This window comes from Enterococcus sp. DIV1059_2 (assembly GCF_051713685.1).
Classification (GTDB): Bacteria; Bacillota; Bacilli; order Lactobacillales; family Enterococcaceae; genus Enterococcus_D; species Enterococcus_D casseliflavus.
Window position 1 is genome coordinate 2,438,715 of sequence record NZ_JBIOQK010000001.1, and the last position, 13,907, is coordinate 2,452,621.

Annotated in this window: 13 protein-coding genes; 1 reads left to right on the forward strand and 12 read right to left on the reverse strand. The window is 43.1% G+C overall.

What is annotated here, in order from left to right; genetic code table 11:
- Nucleotides 1-149 precede the first annotated feature (149 nt).
- Entirely contained in the window at nt 150-788 is a 639-nt protein-coding gene (plsY, locus tag IGI72_RS11260; RefSeq protein WP_015510003.1) for a glycerol-3-phosphate 1-O-acyltransferase PlsY, read from the forward strand.
- A 52-nt stretch (nt 789-840) separates the two neighbouring features.
- Here the strand turns inward: plsY and IGI72_RS11265 are convergent, their stop codons facing one another.
- The 12 genes from IGI72_RS11265 to ylqF all read right to left on the reverse strand — a co-directional run bounded on the left by IGI72_RS11265 (nt 841) and on the right by ylqF (nt 13,874).
- A complete protein-coding gene (locus tag IGI72_RS11265) occupies nt 841-1,716 on the reverse strand; it encodes an aldose 1-epimerase family protein (RefSeq protein WP_016610797.1) in 876 nt (291 codons plus the stop codon).
- Nucleotides 1,717-1,727: 11 nt separating this feature from the next.
- Complete coding sequence (gene codY / locus IGI72_RS11270; protein ID WP_005229632.1) at nt 1,728-2,519, reverse strand: GTP-sensing pleiotropic transcriptional regulator CodY; 792 nt, start codon at nt 2,517-2,519, stop codon at nt 1,728-1,730.
- Nucleotides 2,520-2,532: 13 nt separating this feature from the next.
- Nucleotides 2,533-3,930 (reverse strand): ATP-dependent protease ATPase subunit HslU, encoded by a 1,398-nt coding sequence (hslU, locus tag IGI72_RS11275; protein WP_010749393.1) that lies wholly within the window; start codon nt 3,928-3,930, stop codon nt 2,533-2,535.
- A 14-nt stretch (nt 3,931-3,944) separates the two neighbouring features.
- Complete coding sequence (hslV, locus tag IGI72_RS11280; RefSeq protein ID WP_005229630.1) at nt 3,945-4,487, reverse strand: ATP-dependent protease subunit HslV; 543 nt, start codon at nt 4,485-4,487, stop codon at nt 3,945-3,947.
- A gap of 22 nt (nt 4,488-4,509) precedes the next feature.
- Complete coding sequence (xerC, locus tag IGI72_RS11285; protein WP_080544137.1) at nt 4,510-5,448, reverse strand: tyrosine recombinase XerC; 939 nt, start codon at nt 5,446-5,448, stop codon at nt 4,510-4,512.
- A gap of 195 nt (nt 5,449-5,643) precedes the next feature.
- The gene (locus IGI72_RS11290; protein ID WP_015510006.1) at nt 5,644-7,080 is read right to left on the reverse strand and encodes a flotillin family protein; all 1,437 of its coding nucleotides are present in this window, start codon (nt 7,078-7,080) and stop codon (nt 5,644-5,646) included.
- A gap of 13 nt (nt 7,081-7,093) precedes the next feature.
- Nucleotides 7,094-7,519 (reverse strand): hypothetical protein, encoded by a 426-nt coding sequence (locus tag IGI72_RS11295; RefSeq protein WP_438754232.1) that lies wholly within the window; start codon nt 7,517-7,519, stop codon nt 7,094-7,096.
- A gap of 119 nt (nt 7,520-7,638) precedes the next feature.
- A complete protein-coding gene (gene trmFO, locus IGI72_RS11300) occupies nt 7,639-8,940 on the reverse strand; it encodes an FADH(2)-oxidizing methylenetetrahydrofolate--tRNA-(uracil(54)-C(5))-methyltransferase TrmFO (protein WP_005229622.1) in 1,302 nt (433 codons plus the stop codon).
- 151 nt (nt 8,941-9,091) lie between these two features.
- Nucleotides 9,092-11,170 carry a type I DNA topoisomerase gene (gene topA, locus IGI72_RS11305; RefSeq protein WP_005229621.1) on the reverse strand — a complete coding sequence of 693 codons (2,079 nt, stop codon included), beginning with the start codon at nt 11,168-11,170 and terminating at the stop codon, nt 9,092-9,094.
- A 142-nt stretch (nt 11,171-11,312) separates the two neighbouring features.
- Nucleotides 11,313-12,191 carry a DNA-processing protein DprA gene (gene dprA, locus IGI72_RS11310; protein WP_121260975.1) on the reverse strand — a complete coding sequence of 293 codons (879 nt, stop codon included), beginning with the start codon at nt 12,189-12,191 and terminating at the stop codon, nt 11,313-11,315.
- Between the two features lie 68 nt (nt 12,192-12,259).
- Nucleotides 12,260-13,024 carry a ribonuclease HII gene (locus IGI72_RS11315; protein WP_005229617.1) on the reverse strand — a complete coding sequence of 255 codons (765 nt, stop codon included), beginning with the start codon at nt 13,022-13,024 and terminating at the stop codon, nt 12,260-12,262.
- Nucleotides 13,008-13,874: a ribosome biogenesis GTPase YlqF gene (gene ylqF, locus IGI72_RS11320; protein WP_005229614.1), complete on the reverse strand. Its 867-nt coding sequence runs from the start codon at nt 13,872-13,874 to the stop codon at nt 13,008-13,010. The genes IGI72_RS11315 and ylqF overlap by 17 nt, the downstream gene beginning before the upstream one ends.
- Nucleotides 13,875-13,907 lie beyond the last annotated feature (33 nt).

Here is a 13,907-nt window from a genome sequence, read left to right on the forward strand (position 1 = left end):
AGCTAGAGTCGCAAAATGGCTTGTTTGTGTTTCACAGCTCTGAGAAAAGCTGTTTTTCTTCTTTGTCTGACCAGCGAAAGATTTTCTTATTGTTGGAAAGGCGTTTTCATGCTAAAATTGCCCTAGCCTTGCAAAGAAAGTTGGTTATTATGAATACGATTCTTTTATTTATTGTTGCTTACCTTTTAGGTTCGATCCCCTCTGGTGTTTGGATTGGCCAACTGTTTTTCAAAAAAGATATTCGCCAATTCGGCAGCGGCAATACGGGAACGACCAATACATTTCGCGTCTTAGGAAAAAAAGCCGGCATCGTTGTTTTATTGATGGATATCTTAAAAGGAACTTTGGCGACCAGCTTGCCAGTCATCTTTGGTCTCCATACTGTCAATCCGCTCTGGTTTGGGGTCTGTGCGATCTTAGGTCATACCTTCCCGATCTTTGCCAAATTTAAAGGCGGCAAAGCAGTGGCGACAAGTGCTGGGATGCTCTTAGGATACAATCCGCTCTTTTTCATTTATTCTTCATTGATTTTCGTTATCTGTCTTTATGTGACAAGTATGGTGAGCCTGACCAGTATGATCGCGGCGTGTTTGATCACCTTATCGACGATCGTCTTGCCTTTTATCGCACCTGCGATCTTGCCTGAGCAAAATTGGCTGCTGACCTTCATTGCGATCGGCGTAACGATTTTTATCTTTATTCGCCATCGTGAAAACATTACCCGCATCAAAGATGGGACCGAAAGTCGAGTACCCTTTGGACTGAATAAGGGTCAAACGAACAAATAAGCAGAAGCTGAGAAAAGTCATTGCGCTTTTCCCAGCTTCTTTTTTCATACGTTTATTTAACTGTAATGGAATACTTTGTTTCAAATAATTCTTCAGGTAGAAGTGCTTGAATCCCCAGCTTCTCTGACAGCTCACCGGAGGCTTCTAGCGTATCTGCGATGCCGCACCATGGTTCAATACATAGAAATGGCGATTTCACTGGATACGTGGACCAAAAACCGACATACGGCATATTATTGTAGCTTAACGTGACACTATGAGGCGATTTTTCACTGCGAATCGAGTAGGAATGTAATCCTTTCGTTTCATAAACTAGCGCATCATTTGCAAACATGTCATGGGTCAAGCGTAGATCCGTATTCGTTTGACCGAGTGTGCGTTGCTCATAATCAATATAATTGCCTTTTAACGGCAATTTCACCCGTGATTTCTTTGGAGAAAAAGAAAGATAATAGTCTTCAAAAGTCAGCCCTTTTTCAAGTGGGACGTTGAATGCAGGGTGTCCACCAATGGAGAAATAGAGTTCCTTTTGACCGCTATTCTTCACTTGGTATTTGACGACTAAGCCATCACCGCCTAATTCATAACTGACATACAGCTGAAAATCAAACGGATACTTTGCTTTGGTTTCAGTCGAACTTTCTAGTAAAAACAAAGCGTAATCTGTGCGTTGTTCAACGACAGTAAATAACATGTCTCTGGCAAATCCATGGCGAGGCAAATGATAACTCTTGCCCTCATGTTGATAGGTGTCCTCTTTTAACGCACCCACGATCGGAAATAAGATCGGTGCATGCTTTCCCCAGTGGTTTGGATCAGCTTGCCAAATATATTCAAGGTCATTGCTCGTATCGACTAAGCTTTGCAGCTCAGCCCCTTTTTCTGCAATTTTTGCTTGCAGATGACCGGCCGTGATGGTAACTGTCATGGTCTCATCTCCTAATATTGATGTTTCGTCAATTCCTCTTTAAAGCGGCTGTTAAGCACTTTTAAATAGGTGCCTTTCATCCCCAAAGAGCGGGATTCAATAATACCGGCAGACTCTAATTTACGCAAAGCGTTCACGATCACCGAACGGGTGATGCCGATACGGTCAGCGATACTTGATGCGGTCAAACGACCTTCGTCTCCTTCTAATGCCTCAAAAATAGCTTGAACAGCTTTTAGCTCACTATAAGAAAGCGTGTTGATCGCCATTTGAACAGCTGTGGTACTGCGAACATCTTCTTCGATACTACGGGATTTTTGGTACAAGAATTGCATACCAACAACTGTCGCACTGTATTCCGCTAATACCAAATCATCATCATCAAAGGATGTATCGATTCTGGAAAGAATGATCGTCCCTAAGCGTTCTCCTGCACCGTAGATTGGTACGATGGTTGTTAGTCCGTTGGGATACAGCTCTCGGCCTTCCACAGGAAAAGCCGTCATATCGTCACTGATCGGCACATTGGCTTCTGTGGAAGTCAGGTGATCGACTAAATCTGTATAATTTTTAGGAAACTGTTTTTCGACAAACATTTTTTTGATGCGCTCATTATTGACATCATGGTTCTCAACAAAACCTAACACGCTGCCGTCGACGCTAATAATATACGCATTGCTGTCTAGGATGTTTCCTAAAATGACAGCCATTTTGTCGTAAGGCAAATCAGAAGCTAAATTAAAGGTGTTTTTTTGCTGCAATAATTCGTTGATTTGTCTTGTCTTTTCTAATAATGTTTTCATTGGTCCGCTCCCTTTATAAAATATACCGGCTTAAGTCTTCATCTTTTGCGATTGACGCAAGTTTTTCTTCCACATACGCTTCTGTGATTGTGATTTCCCCCATTTGCATCTCAGATGCTTCAAACAATAGATCTTCAAGTAGTTTCTCTAGAATCGTATGCAAACGACGGGCACCGATATTGTCGGTATCGCGATTCACTTGATACGCGATTTCGGCAATTTTTTCGATGGCTTCCATCGTAAAGACCACTTTGACATTCTCGGTTCCTAACAAGGCAACGTATTGTTTGACTAAGGCATTGTTTGGTTCCGTTAAAATTTTAACAAAGTCTTCCTTCGTCAAGTCATCCAGTTCCACGCGGATTGGGAAACGCCCTTGCAACTCAGGGATCAAATCGCTTGGTTTTGATAGATGGAATGCGCCCGAAGCGATAAAGAGAATATGGTCGGTTTGTAACGTTCCATATTTCGTATTGACTTGTGAACCTTCAACGATCGGCAAGATATCTCTTTGCACCCCTTCACGAGAAACTTCTCCTGATTGCTGCGATTTCGAAGATACTTTGTCGATTTCATCAAGAAAAATGATGCCGCTAGATTCCGCCAAACGTAATGCTTCGCTATGAATATCCGCGTCGTTGACCAGTTTGGAGGATTCTTCTTGAATCAACAATTCCCGCGCTTCCTTCACGGTTACTGTGCGTTCAATTTTCTTTTGCGGTTTCAATGCACCTAATGTTTCATTCAAATCAATGCCCATTTGTTCTAAGCCATTGTTCATCATTGGCGCTTGATTTTTCGGTTCATCGACTTGGATCGTCACTTCTCGGTTATCCAAAAGGCCTTTTTCTAATTGTTCGAAAATTGCTTGGCGATTGCTGCGAATCTCATCCGTCAATTCTTCTTTTGGTTCTTCTGGTTGTTGTGCGGCGTTGAACATATTCATCATTTGTTCATAAGGATTGGTATTCTTTTTCTGTTCCTTTTTAATACCAGGAACTAAGACTTTTACTAAACGACGGTTGGCTTTTTTCTCCGCTTGGATGCGCACGTTTTTATATTGTTCTTTTTTCACGATTTGGATCGCGTTTTCTACAAGGTCACGAACCATCGATTCTACGTCTCGACCGACATAACCGACTTCTGTGAATTTCGTTGCTTCTAGCTTAACAAAAGGCGCATCAACGATTTTCGCTAGCCGTCGCGCAATTTCCGTTTTCCCAACACCCGTTGGCCCAATCATCAAAATATTTTTTGGTGTGACATCTTGCTGCATTTTTTCATCTAATTGCAGTCGGCGGTAACGATTTCTTAATGCAACCGCCACTGATTTTTTGGCATTGGTTTGTCCAACGATGTATTCATCTAATTCTTTCACGATCTCTCGTGGTGATTTGTTTTGGTTTGTCATATCGTCATCCCTCTTTAAAACTCTTCTACAATGATATTGTGATTCGTAAAGACACAAATGTCTGCTGCGATATTCAAGGCACCTTCAGCGATTTCTTTGGCAGATAGTTCACCGCCATAACGTTTCATCGCACGGGCTGCCGCCAAGGCATAGTTTCCACCTGAACCGATAGCTAAAATCCCTTCATCTGGCGAAATGACCTCACCTGTCCCTGAGACTAAGAGCATCTCCTTGTCATTCATGACGATCAGCATCGCCTCTAATTTTTGCATCGATTGCTGCGTCCGCCATTCTTGTGCCAATTCTACTGCAGCTCGTTGCAAGTTTCCGTTGTATTCATTGAGTTTTCCTTCAAATTTTTCTTCCAAGGTAAAGGCATCTGCCACACTACCGGCAAAGCCAACGATCACTTCACCGTTGTAAATTCGACGGACTTTCCGAGCGGTTCCTTTCATAACGACCTGTTCTCCCATCGTTACTTGACCGTCACCAGCCATGGCAAACTTGCCATCTTTTTCAACCGCACAGATGGTGGTTGAATGAAATTCTGACTTCATTTACGTTCCTCCTGTACCAATTTTACGCACGTGGATGAAATTGGCGATAATTTTTTTGTAAACTGTCTTTGGTGACATGCGCATAGATCTGTGTCGTAGATAGATTGGCATGCCCCAACAATTCTTGAACGGTCCGCATATCGGCGCCGTTGTTTAATAGATGGGTCGCAAACGTATGCCGCAGCATATGCGGATGGATTTTACTATCTAAACTGCTTTTTCGGATGATTTGATTCAACACATACTCGATCCCTGTTGCAGTGATCCCATCACCTAGATGATTCACGAAGAGAACCTCGTGTTCCTTGTTCTGCTTTTCCATCAGTTGCTTGCGTCCTGAGGAAAGATAGCGCTTGACTGCCGCTTGTGCGTAACTGCCGAAAGGAACATAGCGATCTTTGTTGCCTTTTCCGTGGATCAGCAAAACGCCGCTTTCCCAATCGATCGCGCCCAGCGTCAGACTGCTACACTCGCTGACCCGCAGACCTGAACCGTAAAGGACTTCTAACAATGCTTGATTGCGCTGTTGTAATGGCTCATCACCAGCGACACTTTGAAAAAGAGCATCCATTTCCTTTTCATAAAAAAAACGCGGCAATTTGGCGTTTTTCTTTTTTAAATGAATGTAGGCGAAGGGATTCTCTTTGACGATCTCATGCTTGGTTAGAAATTGGTAGAATGAACGCAAGCTAGCCATTTTCCGACTGATGGAATTACGGCTATACCCTCGTTCCGTCAAGTAGCTCAAATAGACACGAACATCACGATACTCCACCGCTAACGGGTCTTCATTGCCAGACTCTTTCAAGAAGTGAAAAAAATCGTTCATATCTTCTTGATACGCTTTTTTTGTCTTTTCCGAATACCCTCTTTCAACAATAAGATAACGAAAAAACTCTTCTTGTAATTGATCCGTTTGCAAAGTAACCCCCCTTTTCATGATTCGAAATAACTTTAGCATAGACCACAAAAAAAAACAAATGAATTGTCAGAATTTAATCAATATTTCAAAGTTTAGACATAATTGTGAAAACTTTCTAAGAATCTTCGTAAGATTCTTATCATTCTTCAGAAAGATCACTCAAAAGAGCCATAAAAACGTACCCGTCCCTTTCTCAAAATAGAGAGGGACTGGTACGTTTCCATTTATTTCCTTTTATTCGATCCGCTCCGTTGTTGGCTGAGGCGAACCATTGCTTTGTGAAACAGCCTGAACTAGCTCTTTGTTTCCTTGTTTTGTGGACATGGTGTCATTGATCAACGCCACTAAGTCTAATCCGGTGGTTTCTTTGATCGTATCAAAGGTTCGAGCTAAGCCAGCTTCTCCCATTGATTGAAGCCCATCATTGCCGCCAAAGCTAACCACTTTATCGATATTGCTAAGGGGTGCATTGACTTCTTTCGCAATTTCAGGTAGCACTTTGATAAATTCCATCAAAATACCAGCTTCGTTCAGCTTGGTCAAAGCGATCGCCATTTTTTCTCGGCTTTCCGCTTCGGCTTGACCGACTTTTGCGATTCGTTCCGCATCGGCACTACCTAATTTTTCAATTCGTTCCGCTTCCGCTTGTGCAGCCAATTTGACTTTTTCCGCTTCGGCTTGTGCTCGGGCGATTTCACGTGCTTTGTCTGCTAATGCGTTTTGTTCAACGACATATTTATCTGCTTCGGCTTTTTTACGGACAGTTGCATTCAATTCTTTTTCTGTCAATTCCGCTTGTTTCTCTTGAATCTCAATATTTTTTTCTTGCTCGATCAATTGTACTTTCATTTGCTCACCGACCGCGATTTGCTCTGCTTTCGCATCCGCAACTTCACGTTCTTGTTTGTACTGCGCTTGTTTCAACGCCATATCTTTTGTCGCTTCTGCGATTTCTGTTTGGCGACGGATCTCTTCATGCTGTGCCAACTGTTCATTCTCGGCTTGCTTGATCCGCGTTTCTCTTAAGGCATTGGATTCTGCTACTTCAGCATTCTTCTTCACTTCAGCAATCTGGGGACGCCCTAAAGCATCGAGGTACCCATTGCTGTCGCTAACGTCTTTGATCGTAAATGAAACGATCTCCAGCCCCATTTTTTTCAAATCCGTAGAGGCAACTTCTTGTACTTGTTCCGCAAAATCATCGCGGTTTTTGTAGATGGCTTCCACCGTCATCGTTCCTAGAATTGCCCGTAAGTGACCTTCTAAGACTTCTTGCGCTTCATCTTCCAGTTCACCAGTGGATTTGCCTAAGTATTGTTCAGCGGCTGTCTTGATCGACTCGGTACTGTTGCCGACTTTCACTAATACCGTGGCACTGGCTTTGATCGGTACGCCTTGTTCTGTATAAACTTCTGGTGTCCCAATCTCTAACTTGTGGGTCAGTAAACTTAATTTATGTGCCTTTTGAACAATAGGAATCACAAACGTCCCACTGTTTTTTAAAATCTTGATGCCTTCTTTTCCTAAAAACGACCCCGTGACGATCAACGCTTCATCGGGTTTTCCGATTCGGTAGCGTATCATCAAAAAGGCGATCAATAAAACTACGAGGACAACGCCCCATAAAATCGGATTACTTAAAAAATCAACTGCTGATCCTGTATCCACCATAACCTAACACTTCCTATTCTATAAAATTTTTACTTTCAACCACCAACGCGATCCCTTTTTTATCAAAATCGACAATGATGACTTTGGTGCCGACTGGCAATCGAACATTGTTTTCACGATCTTCTTCTCGAAAAAAACGAGCAGGATAAACAGAACGTGCACTTTGACTCCCTATTTCCATGACTTCGCCGATTGTATCTCCGACAATCTTTTCCGTCAGTTCGCCGATCACAAACTCATTGCGGCTAATGACATTGCTGCGGTTTTTGTCTGTGATACGATTGTAGAGCCACATAAAGGGCCCCAACAGCAAACTAAATGCAACAAAGACAACGAAAATGACCCCGACCAAGAGGATCAGCCAACCTAAAAATTGGATCACTGTAGGAAAACGCTGTAAATAGTTTTGAATCAAATGAATCCATTCTCCGATCACCATCTTCACCACCTTCTGTCATTGTTACTGTCTATCATAAGTCACCTTGATTAAAGTTTCAAGACAAATTAAAAAAAAACTTTCTCACCAATTATCAGTAAGAAAGTTTTCGATCATCGTGCTTATAATTGTTCCTTGGCTTTTTCTAAAGCAGCTAACGCTCGATTTGCCAATGCTTCATAACGGGATTTCTTGTCTCTGATTCGCTCTGGAAGTTCTGGCAACAACCCAAAGTTTGCATTCATTGGTTGGAAGTGTTTGCCTTCAGCATGGGTGATATAATACGCCATACTACCAATCGTCGTTTCTTGTGGCATAATGATCGGTGCTTCGCCTTTTGCAAGTTTGGCAGCGTTGATGCCAGCCATCAACCCGCTGGCTGCACTTTCCACATACCCTTCGACCCCTGTCATTTGTCCAGCAAAAAAGAGGTCCTCACGTTTTTTCGATTGATAGGTTTGTTGCAAAAGCTCAGGTGAATTCATAAAACTATTCCGATGCATCACGCCATAGCGCACAAATTCAGCCTCTTCCAAGCCAGGGATCATCCGGAATACCCGTTTTTGTTCGCCCCATTTCAAATGTGTTTGAAAGCCAACGATGTTGTAAAGAGAAGCCGCCGCATTGTCTTGACGCAGCTGAATCACTGCGTAAGGACGCTTGCCAGTTTTCGGATCTTCTAACCCAACTGGTTTCATCGGACCAAACAACATGGTTTTCGGACCACGACCAGCCATGACTTCGATCGGCATACACCCTTCAAAGAATTTTTCTTTTTCGAATTCTTTCAAAGGAGCCACCTCTGCATTGACCAAGGCCTCACGAAACGCATAAAACTCCTCTTCATTCATCGGACAGTTCAGATAGGCTGCTTCACCTTTATCGTAACGAGATTTCAAATAAACTTTATCCATATTGATGGTTGATTTGTCAACGATTGGTGCTGCGGCATCATAGAAATAAAATCCTTCAGATCCATTAAAGGCTTGGATCGCTTTTGAGAGCGGTTCAGAAGTCAATGGACCTGTTGCGATCACAGTGATGCCTTCTGGAATTTCAGTGATCTCCTCTTCGATGACTGTAACTAAAGGATGCTCCTTGACACGTTTGGTGACCAACTCTGAAAAATCATCGCGATCCACAGCTAAGGCACCACCTGCTGGAACCGCTGTTTTGTCTGCAGAAGTGATAATCACTGAATCCAAGCGACGCATTTCTTCTTTCAAGACACCGACCGCATTTGTTAAATTGTTGCCTCGTAGTGAATTGGTACAAACAAGCTCGGCAAAATTATTTGTGTGATGGGCTTCTGTCGACTTCTTAGGACGCATTTCATAAAGATTTACTGCGACACCTGCTTGCGCTGCTTGCCACGCAGCCTCGCTTCCGGCTAAACCGGCACCAATAACATTGATTTCTTTCATAGTGCTCTCCTTTTATTTCAAAAGCTCGTCTCTTTTCATAAGAAACAGCTTGTATTAATCAAAAGGACCGGCGCTTTCTTTTGTCAGCCAACGATGAGGCTGACCGTTCAAGAGAATACGCCGATTCTTTTTTAACAGGATATCCTGCTAGTTATTTTTGCACATTTTCTTCATAGTCGCCTTTGATACAAACGACTTGTTTCCCGCCTTTGACTTTCTTTTCGACTAAATAATTATCACACTTCGGACAATTACGACCCACTGGTTTGTCCCAAGAAGTAAAGTCACATTCAGGGTAGCGGGTACAACCATAAAACAACCGGTTTTTCTTCGATTTGCGTTCAACGACTTGCCCTTGATGACAGACAGGGCACTCAACGCCGATTTCTTTCACGATTGGTTTTGTGTTGCGGCAATCTGGGAAATTACTGCAAGCATAAAACTTTCCGTAGCGGCCTAATTTGATCACCATCGGATGACCACAAAGATCGCAATCAAAGCCTGCAGGTTCATCTTTGATTTGAATTTTTTCGATACTTTCTTCTGCAGTTGTCAATTCTTTTTCAAATGGGCGATAAAACTGATCGACAACTTTGACCCATTCTTCTTTCCCAGCTTCAATGCTATCCAAGCTATTTTCCATTTCAGCAGTAAAATGCATATCAACAATTTGCGGGAAGAATTCCTCGATCAACGAATTGACGATCTCACCAAGTTCAGTTGGCTCAAAACGTTTTTGCGTCAATTTCACATAATAACGCCGCTGAATGGTTTCTAACGTCGGTGCATAGGTTGAAGGACGACCCACACCGTTTTCCTCAAGGGTTTTGATCAACGTTGCTTCGCTGTAACGAGCAGGAGGTTGGGTGAAATGCTGTTTCGGTTCGATCGATACGGATTGAACGACATCTCCTTCGACTAACTCTGGCAAGATGTTCTCTTTGTCTTCTTTGCCATCATCGCGTCCTTCCACATAGACCTGCATAAATCCTTTGAATTTGATCTTTGAACCATTGGCAATAAAGATGACACCATTTTGATCCAAAGTAACTTTCATCGTATCCAAAATGGCAGGCGTCATTTGACTAGCCACAAAGCGAGACCAGATCAAGCGATACAATTTTAATTGGTCTTTGTCTAAGAATTTCTCCATGGCTTCTGGCGTACGCAAAACACTGGTCGGTCTTACTGCTTCATGGGCATCCTGCGCCCCTTGTGCATTGGCGCGTTTTTTGCCACCGTGAGCGGAGAACTCTGAACCATAGGTGTTTTCGATAAATTCGGCTGCTTCCCCTTTGGCTGTGTCAGCGATTCGCGTCGAGTCGGTACGCATATAGGTAATCAAACCGACAGTCCCTTGTTTGCCAAGGGCGATCCCTTCATAGAGCTGCTGTGCGACCATCATGGTTTTCCGTGTTCGAAAATTCAGTTTGCGGGCTGCTTCTTGTTGCAAACTACTGGTGGTAAATGGTGCAGATGGATTCCGTTTGCGTTCTTTCTTTTCAACCTTTGTCACTTGAAAGTCTTTACCAGAAAGGCGATCGGTGACTTCTTTAATACTTTCAGCATTCGGTAATTTTTTCTTTTTGCCATCTAAGCCCCAAAAATTGGCTTTGAATTTCTTCGTGGCTTTTTTAAAGTTTCCATCAATGCTCCAATATTCTTCAGGAACAAAATCACGGATCTCTTTTTCACGATCAATAATGATCTTAAGCGCCACCGATTGAACACGTCCAGCACTTAACCCTTTTTTGACTTTGCGCCAAAGGATCGGACTCAATGAATACCCGACTAATCGGTCTAAGATCCGCCGTGCTTGTTGAGCATCGACGAGATCCACATCGATCGTTCTTGGCTCTTTGAAGGCTGCTTTGACCGCATCTTTAGTGATTTCATTAAAGACGACACGATTTTTATCTTTTAAATCTAGTCCAAGTAGAAAAGCTAAATGCCAAGCAATAGCTTCTCCTTCTCTATCCGGGTCACTTGCGAGGTAGACTTTTTCAGCTTTTTTCGCAGCAGAACGGAGACTTTTGATCACGTCACCTTTTCCACGGATCGAAATGTAATGAGGCTCATAATCATTTTCGACATCGATCCCCATCTTACTTTTAGGGAGATCACGAATATGACCGACACTTGCGACGACTTTGTAATTTCGTCCAAGGTATTTTTCAATGGTTTTCGCCTTTGCGGGCGATTCCACGATTACTAAATATTTATATGCCATATAAAGAATGGCTCCTTCCTGAATTTTTCCTACTATTATATTCTATCAATCAGTGAACCTATCGTATGCAGATGAAACATACAAATCGTAGCTTATCATAGCTTTCAAGAAAAGGTTTGTCAAGGAAGGTTGATTGGAAAAATCAAAAAAAGGCTAACTCTTGTAAAATATCCGACACGCTAATCGTACATTTTGCACCATCTTGAATCAAGCGGTGACAACCTTTTGACTGATCCGAAATCATTTCACCAGGCACTGCAAAAACTTCTCGTCCGTTTTCCATCGCTAACTGTGCCGTAATCAAAGAACCGCTTCTTTCCTTGGCTTCAATTACGCAGACCCCTTTTGAGATCCCAGCAATAATGCGATTGCGCAGCGGAAAGTGGTATCTTTGCGGTTTGGTATCGTGGGGATATTCGCTTAGCACCAGATGTTCTTGACGGATCTGCTGGAACAAACGGTAGGCAGATGACGGATAACAATGGTCCATCCCAGAAGCAATCACAGCAATGGTTTGTCCACGATTTCTGATGGCTGATTCGTGGGCAAAGCTGTCGACACCATTGGCCAATCCGCTAACGATGGTATAATTTTCCGTCACTAGAGGTGGAATCAGCTTTTCGCAAACTTTTCGTGCGTATAAGGACGCCGTTCTTGCACCAACAAAGCCAATCATGGTCGTTTGTAGCAATTGCAGATTCCCTTCATAAAAAAGCATCAATGGCGGGTCCGCGATTTGTCGTAAAAGCATCGGATACTCCGCCGAGAAGAAAGTGAGGTAGTTTTGTGCGCCCATCTTTTGTGCGATGTGTTCGTCCGTCAATCGCTCCCATGATCGCCGAAAAACCGCACGGTGCTGTGGAAGGACCCCGATGGCAATCATCTCTTCCAGCGAACAATTCATCTCTTTTGTTTCCAACCAATGCCAAATGATCTTCCAACAACCTTGCAGACCAATTCCCTGACAGTAGTACAGTTTTATCAACTGTTTTTCAAAATCTGTTGCTTGTTGATACTTCATAAACAAAGCCCTCTTTTCTTAGTAATCTTACTTATAAGATTCGCTAAAAAAAGAGGGATGGATGAAATTTATAGATATTGTTTTACTGGCGCAAATGTTTTTCGATGAATAGGACAGATTCCGTGGGCAGCTAGCCCTTCTAAATGGACTTTGGTTCCATACCCAGCATTTTGATCAAACCCATAAAAAGGATAGACTTCATGAAAATCTTTCATTAAGTTGTCTCGATATACCTTGGCGATGATACTTGCTGCGGCAATGGAAATGGAACGGGCATCTCCTTTGATCAAGCTTTGTTGAGGGATTTCCGTATCGATCGTCATCGCATCGATCAGTAAATACTCGGGCTTGACTGCTAAGTCGATCAAGGCTTCTTTCATTGCTAGACGACTGGCTTGATAGATATTGATCCGATCGATCTCTTCTGGACTGACCACACCGATACCGACAGCAACGGCTTTGTTTTGAATTTCGATAAACAGCTCTTCTCTTTTCTTGGCAGAAAGCTGTTTGGAATCATTTAGACCTAAGATCTGACATTCCTTAGGCAAGATGACCGCAGCTGACACAACGGGTCCTGCTAATGGTCCGCGCCCCACTTCATCTAAACCAGCAATAAAACGGGCGCCTTGCTGAAATGCTTCGTTTTCAAAACGCATCATTTCTTCGTATTTTTCCTGCAATAGCTGGTGTTTCACTCGCTGTTTCTCGTATTGTTGCAGCAGCTTTTGGACCCCCGCTCGTTCATCTGCTTGCAGCGCCTGCAAATACGCTTGGTCATTGAAAGCTGGATCAAATAATCGCTCTTTGATTGTCTTAATCGGTTGTTTCATCTTGGCTTTCCATTTCCTCCACTCGATCTAGTGTATATCGGCCCAATTTTCCTTGCCGAATGTCGAAGACAACGAGTTCGCTTCCTCGATCGTAATTGTCTTTATAGCCACGTTTTTCCGTGATTTTCATCAACAGATCGGGCGCTAACAACGCCTCTTCTTCCGCTTTTAGTTGGTAACGATTCGCGATTCTTTCAGGATAATAGCGGGCAAAAAAATCAAGACCATACAATGCAATATCATCCAAATGGATCAGCTGGTCTTTGATCGCTCCGGTCAATGCCAACTTCTTGCCGATCTCAGGATCTTCAAATTTTGGCCATAAGATCCCAGGCGTATCTAGAAGCTCTAGATCAGTCCCAAAACGCAGCCATTGCTGCCCTTTCGTCACGCCGGGTTTATTGCCCGTCTGAGCGATTTTCTTCCCTACTAAGCGGTTCATCAAGGTCGATTTTCCGACATTCGGGATGCCAATCACCATTGCTCGAATCGCACGAGGCTTCAAGCCTCTCGCTTTGTCGCGAGCAATTTTTTCCTTCAAGACTTGTTTTGCTGTAGGAACAATGGCTTTAACCCCTTGATTGTCTTGGGCGTTGATTGCCAGTGCTAGATAGCCTTGTGCTTGGAAATAATGCTCCCATTTTTTGGTTTGAACGGGATCTGCGAGATCCGCTTTATTGATCAAGATCAATCGTGGTTTTTGTTGTAATAATTGATCTAACATCGGATTGCGGGATGAAATCGGCAAGCGTGCGTCCACGAGTTCAAAAACGATATCCACGAACTTTAATTTTTCACTTACTTCACGTCTGGCTTTCGCCATATGGCCTGGAAACCATTGAATGGTCATTTGAACGTTTTCCTCCTTGGTACTTCTTCGAAT

Coding starts and splice junctions, on each gene's coding strand:
- plsY (WP_015510003.1), top strand. CDS start 150: ATGAATACGATTCTTTTATTTATTGTTGCTTACCTTTTAGGTTCGATC.
- IGI72_RS11265 (WP_016610797.1), bottom strand. CDS start 1,716: ATGACAGTTACCATCACGGCCGGTCATCTGCAAGCAAAAATTGCAGAA.
- codY (WP_005229632.1), bottom strand. CDS start 2,519: ATGAAAACATTATTAGAAAAGACAAGACAAATCAACGAATTATTGCAG.
- hslU (WP_010749393.1), bottom strand. CDS start 3,930: ATGACAAACCAAAACAAATCACCACGAGAGATCGTGAAAGAATTAGAT.
- hslV (WP_005229630.1), bottom strand. CDS start 4,487: ATGAAGTCAGAATTTCATTCAACCACCATCTGTGCGGTTGAAAAAGAT.
- xerC (WP_080544137.1), bottom strand. CDS start 5,448: ATGCTAAAGTTATTTCGAATCATGAAAAGGGGGGTTACTTTGCAAACG.
- IGI72_RS11290 (WP_015510006.1), bottom strand. CDS start 7,080: ATGGTGGATACAGGATCAGCAGTTGATTTTTTAAGTAATCCGATTTTA.
- IGI72_RS11295 (WP_438754232.1), bottom strand. CDS start 7,519: ATGGTGATCGGAGAATGGATTCATTTGATTCAAAACTATTTACAGCGT.
- trmFO (WP_005229622.1), bottom strand. CDS start 8,940: ATGAAAGAAATCAATGTTATTGGTGCCGGTTTAGCCGGAAGCGAGGCT.
- topA (WP_005229621.1), bottom strand. CDS start 11,170: ATGGCATATAAATATTTAGTAATCGTGGAATCGCCCGCAAAGGCGAAA.
- dprA (WP_121260975.1), bottom strand. CDS start 12,191: ATGAAGTATCAACAAGCAACAGATTTTGAAAAACAGTTGATAAAACTG.
- IGI72_RS11315 (WP_005229617.1), bottom strand. CDS start 13,024: ATGAAACAACCGATTAAGACAATCAAAGAGCGATTATTTGATCCAGCT.
- ylqF (WP_005229614.1), bottom strand. CDS start 13,874: ATGACCATTCAATGGTTTCCAGGCCATATGGCGAAAGCCAGACGTGAA.